The sequence below is a fragment of the Nostoc sp. genome (assembly GCF_036917355.1).
Lineage (GTDB): Bacteria > Cyanobacteriota > Cyanobacteriia > Cyanobacteriales > Nostocaceae > Nostoc.
Window position 1 is genome coordinate 1 of the sequence record NZ_JBALDP010000002.1, and the last position, 6,265, is coordinate 6,265.

Sequence of the window (6,265 nt, forward strand, 5' to 3'; positions counted from 1 at the left end):
CAGATTCCAGAGGCGATCGCTAATTTAACCAATCTGACGCAGCTTATCCTCAATAGCAACGAAATAACTCAGATTCCAGAGGCGATCGCTAATTTAACCAATCTGACGCAGCTTGACCTCCGTAACAACCAAATAACCCAGATTCCAGAGGCGATTGCTAAATTAACCAATCTGACGCAGCTTCACCTCGATGGCAACCAAATAACTCAGATTCCAGAGGCGATTGCTAAATTAACCAATCTGACGCAGCTTCACCTCTATAACAACCAAATAACTCAGATTCCAGAGGCGATTGCTAAATTAACCAATCTGACGCAGCTTGACCTCGATGGCAACCAAATAACCCAGATTCCAGAGGCGATTGCTAATTTAACCAATCTGACGCAGCTTGACCTCCGTAACAACCAAATAACCCAGATTCCAGAGGCGATCGCTAATTTAACCAATCTGACGCAGCTTATCCTCAATAGCAACGAAATAACTCAGATTCCAGAGGCGATCGCTAATTTAACCAATCTGACGCAGCTTATCCTCAATAGCAACGAAATAACTCAGATTCCAGAGGCGATTGCTAATGTAACCAATCTGACAAACCTTGACCTCCGTTCCAACCAAATAACCGAGATTCCAGAGGCGCTCGCTAAATTAAACAATCTGACGCAGCTTATCCTCAGTTCCAACCAAATAACCGAGATTCCAGAGGCGATCGCTAAATTAACCAATCTGACGCAGCTTCACCTCAGTTACAACCAAATAACCGAGATTCCAGAGGCGATCGCTAAATTAACCAATCTGACGCAGCTTCACCTCAGTTACAACCAAATAACCCAGATTCCAGAGGCGATCGCTAATTTAACCAATCTGACGCAGCTTGACCTCAATGACAACCAAATAACCCAGATTCCAGAGGCGATCGAAAGTTTGCCGAAATTGGAAACACTAGATTTACGGGGAAATCCGCTTCCTATTTCACCAGAGATTTTGGGATCTTTTGATCGTGTTGGTTCAGTTGAAGACATTTTCAATTACTTGCGATTACTCCGTAGCGGTGAAGTGCGTCCACTCAACGAAGCCAAACTCTTACTCATCGGACAAGGTAGCGTCGGCAAAACATCCCTCATTGAGCGACTAATCCGCAATAAATATGACAAAAATCAATCCCAAACCGATGGACTCAATGTAGAAACTTGGAACGTGTCGGTCAATAGCAAAGACATCCGCCTCAATGTTTGGGACTTTGGCGGACAGGAAATTTATCATGCAACCCATCAGTTTTTTCTGACTAAGCGCAGCCTCTATCTCCTAGTTTGTAATTGTCGCACCAGCGAAGAAGAAAACCGCATCGAATATTGGCTGAAACTAATCGAAAGCTTCGGTGGAAAATCCCCCGTGATTATCGTTGGCAACAAAAAAGACGAACAACCCCTCGACATCAACCGCAAGGCATTACGCGAAAAATATTCTAACATCCAAGCCATTATCGAAACCTCCTGCCAAGACAATATCGGCATTGATGAACTGCGCACCGCCATTTTCCAGCAAGTCGGCAACCTCAAAGAAGTCTACGATCTTCTACCCCTGACATGGTTTGAGGTTAAACAACAACTCGAAGCCATGACTGAAGACTTCATCACCTACAGCAGCTATATCGGCATCTGCTACAAAAACAATATTCCCGAAGAACAAAACCAAGATCAACTCATCGATCTCCTCCATCGACTTGGCTTAGTTCTCAACTTCCGCGAGCATCCCATCCTCAAAGATACCAAAGTCCTCAAACCCAACTGGGTGACAGAAGGCATTTATGCGCTCCTGAGCGATGAAAACCTCAAAACTAAAACCAAAGGCATTTTCACCCCCGCCGATCTCACCCGCATCCTCAATCCAGAGCGATACCCCACTAAGCGTCATAACTATTTGATCGGGCTGATGAAAGAATTTGAGCTTTGCTTTGCATTAGAATGTGACCCACCACAATTTCTGATTGCAGGACTTTTGCCTAAAGACCAAGCAGACGAAACAGAACTCCAAGGCGAAACCCTGGAATTTCAATACCATTACAAAGTTCTCCCCGAAAGCATCATTTCCCGCTTCATTGTCAACACACACGAAAAAATTCATAACCAAATCTATTGGCGCAGTGGCGTAATGCTGCAATATCAAGAAAACAACGAAATCTACAACATCGCTCAGATCAAAGCCGATCCCGAAGACAAAAAAATCTTCATCACTATTAGCGGACGCAAAGAAACCCGCCGCTTATTTCTCGGCATCCTCCGCGATGTCTTCCAAAAAATCCACAAAAGTCTCCCCAATCTCGAAATCACCGAATGGGTTCCCGTTCCCAATCACCCCAAGCATCCGCCCCTCGACTACCAAGAACTCCTCGGACTCGAATCAATGGGTGAAAGCACAATTACCATCGGCAAACTAAAATTAAAACTCGATTTGCGTCAACTACTTGATGGATATGAAGATATAAGAACTCGACAAAGACAACAAATAGACAAAGATAGAGACAAAGGAATTATTGAACCAGCCCCCATTAAAGAACTAATTATGTCAGAAAGCATCAGAAATCAAATATTTGTTAGCTACAGTCATCAAGATGCAGAATGGTTAACAGAACTGCAAAAACAACTAAAACCCTATATTCGTGCAGAAGGTTTGATCGTTTGGGATGACACCAAAATCAAACCTGGCGCAAAATGGAAAGCCGAGATTGAAAAAGCATTAGCCACGGCTAAGGTTGCTATCCTGTTAGTAAGCCCTAACTTTATAGCCTCTGATTTCATCCACAAAGATGAGCTACCCCCCTTACTCAACGCAGCCGAACAAGAGGGATTAACCATTATCTGGATTCCAATTAGTGGAAGCTCATACAGAAAAACCGACATCCAAGAATACCAAGCTGCTCACTCTCCAGATAAACCCCTCGACGGTCTAAGTAAGGCAGAATGTAACCAAGCTTGGGTGAAAATTTGCGAAAAAGTCGAAGAGGCAATAAAGTCATAAAATAGAACCTATGTCAACATTAACCAAATTCAACTTAAATGTTATGGAAATAGGGAGCAAATTAGGCATTGAACTAAAGCTTCCCTCTGGTAAATAGACTTTGCTAATTCTAGGGGCGATCGCAACCTTTTCCAAATTAACAATCATGGCATAATACCAACTTGCACCTGTTGCTGCCAATATTAACAGCAATGAACCTAAAGTAATACACAATTTATTTCTTAAGTAGAATAAAGTTTATTTGCAAATCTGCGATCGTATCTTGCGATCGCCTAAGTTTTTCCCCAGGATGATTAAGATATAAATATTTGACCTGACGGGTGTCGATACTCATGGTGCAAGACCAGATTTTGCTGAATGATTGGCATGTAATAGCGCGATCGCAAGACCTCCAACCTGGAACAGTTCTGCAAAAGCGCTTATTAGGCTCAAATATAGTGCTTTGGCATAATGGCGACAAAGTTTTAGCTTGGCAAGACCTTTGCCCTCATCGTGGTGCTCGTCTTTCTCTAGGATATGTCAACAAAGAGACTCTTGTTTGTCCTTACCACGGTTTAGCCTTTAATAGTGAGGGAAAATGTGTACAAGTTCCGGCTAATCCCGAACAATCGCCCCCTGTCCAAGCTTGTGTTAAAACTTACCAAATTCAAGAGCGTTACGATCTGCTTTGGGTTTGTTTAGGGACACCAAAACGAGACATAGCTCCGTTTTCTGAGTGGTACGATCCGGTCTATCAGAAGATTTTCTGTGGCCCATACTATTATCACTCTAGCCCTTTGCGGGTGCTGGAAAATTTCATCGATCCGGCACACTTCCCAATTTTGCATTCAGGATTATTTGCCCACGCCAGTCATCCTGAGTTGATGCACTATGAATTAGAATCTCTTCCAGATGGGATTAGTTTCAAATGTGGTTTGTGGGAACTAGATTTTAATTCCGGTAATCCTCACCAAGCACCACTGATTTTCAACACTTACGATTACCGCATTTTCCGTCCGCTAGTGGCATACTTTAAACTTGGGCCTGGAGATCGTCGTTTAAATATCTTCTATACAATTACACCAGTCGATGAAGATGAGTGCGTTGCCCAATATTGGTTAATGGTAAACAGTGTCCGCGAACTAAAAGTGGAAGTGTACCTAGATATTCAAAATAAAGTTGCTAGTCAAGATATTGCCATTGTCGAGTCGCAGCAACCCCGACGCTTACCTTTAGATTTGCAATCAGAAGTACATTTACCGAGCGATCGCTATTCTATAGCATACCGGAAGTGGCTCAAAAAACAGGGTGTTACTTTCGGCACTATTTAAAACTTGGCGACGCTTGTCATTATGATTAAAAAAAGATTTAGATAAAATTGGTTTAGAAACCAACCCTCTGAAAGAGTTAAAAAAACGGTAGATTGTTAATTACTCTACCGTTTTTTATGTATGTTGAATGCGGTAATCCAAAATCAAGTAATATTTTTCCTGGCTTTCATATCAAGGTTGATTTTGGGCATTTATTGATCCACAGGTGTTAGTTTTAAAGGATACAATGGCTCAGATCCATTTAATTGCCAAATTCTAAATACCAAAACAGCAGCTACAGTTAACCACACACAAGAAAATGATAAAGTCATTCCTGCTATAGGATTAGTTTGCCAATAAATTGCCGTCACCATTACAGCAGATAACCAAGGGCCTAAAATCACTACAGGTACAGCAGCACCTAATCTCCGCTCGACAGTAAAAATCGTATTCCAAGTATCCCCTAAAGCCAGATGTACCACAAACAAAATTAAAGGCAACACTAAAAAATGGTGATTCATTTGCTGCCAAACAAATATAGAAGAAATTACCCGCAAAACAGCAATTATCATCCAAACTATGGGAAATACTAAAGGTGGAGGAGACCATTTTGGTCTGATTACCTGGTCATAGGTCTGACGAGAACGGGTATTATCTAAAAGGGAAAAAATTCGAGAACGGATACTTAATAGAGCAAAAAATAATCCAGTCAATAAGGTGCTAAACCAACTGGAAAAAGAAAGATTATTATCAATCAACATTACTAATTTTTCCATTCCCAGTAATACGAGAATCATGACTAATATTTGTAGAATAGTCCCTAGTGTATAAACTAAAACTGCTTTGATATCTAGTTCTTGTGTAGTCGCTATTGATGTGTTTAGAGACTGTTGTTGATTCCCAGATTTTACCCCCATCACTGTATTAACAAACTGTTCCACTATTCCACTATTGTTGGATTTATTCATAATTAAGAGATGGCGCGTAGTTGGTAATTAGTAGTAATAAGTCATTATATGATATTCTAATAGTTAAAAATAATTTAGTTAGGCTCTTTTAACATCAGAGTTTATAAGTTTCGAATCTAATGTACAGTCTCTCATAACTGATATTGAGGAAAAAACGTGAAATTTCAGAAGTTATTGTATATTTTTACTCTCGTAAATATTGCTACGTTTGCTCTGAGTGTACCTGTATTTGCTCAAATCGCACAGACTCCCTTTAATTCTGCACAGTCAAATTGTCGTGCAACTAAAATAAATACTCCAATTTTCAAAGAACCTTCAACATCATCCCATGCTATCAGAATATTGTCGGCAAAAACAAGGATTACTTTAGCATATATCCCAGTTAGTGGAGATAGATTTGTCAGAATTAAAGCTCCGGCTTCAGGGTTTATTCAAACTGCTGTGTTGAAGTTTTGTCAGCCGAATAACAACGCTCAAAACCTATGGAGTAAACCTACTATTGGCAGTGTATGTCGGCAAATTGTACGACAGGAAACTATACGTCGCCAACCAAGTACAAAAGAACCTTTTATTACAACACTTTATCCAAACACAGTTGTGTTTGTGAACTTGGTTACAGGTAATATTGTTAAGTCATACAAATCTGAGAATTACATTTGGGTAGAAATCGACCTTTCCAGAAGTTTCCCTGGAGAGTTATCTGGTAATGGTTGGATAGTCAATACTGACTTAGTAAATACTCCTGGATTAAGCAGTCTGGCTTATTGTAGTTAAATATTTAGGCATAAATAAATTTAAAGTTTGTAGTAAGGATTTTAGTCCTGATAATCCTTGCTCTGAGCGATAAATCGCTCCCTACAAACTAGGAGTTTATTTTATATTTAATTATGTCTACCTACTTATACCAATTTAATATGAAGCTGCATATAATAGAGGGAAGCAAACTTGATAAATTTGAATACTCATGAGCCGTCCTTTTGAGATTGAAATCGC

5 protein-coding genes are annotated in these 6,265 nt (G+C 40.4%); 3 read left to right on the forward strand and 2 right to left on the reverse strand.

Annotated elements, in window-relative coordinates; translation table 11 throughout:
• A partial coding sequence (locus tag V7K53_RS00360; RefSeq protein WP_335195733.1) for a leucine-rich repeat domain-containing protein occupies nucleotides 1-3,015 on the forward strand: 3,015 nt, incomplete at its 5' end.
• On the opposite strand, the gene V7K53_RS00365 is transcribed toward V7K53_RS00360, so the two are convergent.
• On the reverse strand, nucleotides 3,010-3,228 hold the full coding sequence (locus V7K53_RS00365) for a hypothetical protein (RefSeq protein ID WP_335195734.1): 219 nt from the start codon (nucleotides 3,226-3,228) through the stop codon (nucleotides 3,010-3,012). The two genes, V7K53_RS00360 and V7K53_RS00365, sit on opposite strands and share 6 nt — an antisense overlap.
• 119 nt (nucleotides 3,229-3,347) lie before the next feature.
• On the opposite strand from V7K53_RS00365, the gene V7K53_RS00370 reads away from it, so the two are divergent.
• A complete protein-coding gene (locus tag V7K53_RS00370) occupies nucleotides 3,348-4,325 on the forward strand; it encodes an aromatic ring-hydroxylating dioxygenase subunit alpha (RefSeq protein WP_335195735.1) in 978 nt (325 codons plus the stop codon).
• Between the two features lie 191 nt (nucleotides 4,326-4,516).
• Here the strand turns inward: V7K53_RS00370 and V7K53_RS00375 are convergent, their stop codons facing one another.
• Nucleotides 4,517-5,272 (reverse strand): TspO/MBR family protein, encoded by a 756-nt coding sequence (locus V7K53_RS00375; RefSeq protein ID WP_335195736.1) that lies wholly within the window; start codon nucleotides 5,270-5,272, stop codon nucleotides 4,517-4,519.
• Nucleotides 5,273-5,428: 156 nt separating this feature from the next.
• Here V7K53_RS00375 and V7K53_RS00380 point away from each other — a divergent pair, with 156 nt between their 5' ends.
• A complete protein-coding gene (locus V7K53_RS00380; protein ID WP_335195737.1) occupies nucleotides 5,429-6,046 on the forward strand; it encodes a hypothetical protein in 618 nt (205 codons plus the stop codon).
• The last annotated feature ends 219 nt before the right edge of the window (nucleotides 6,047-6,265 follow it).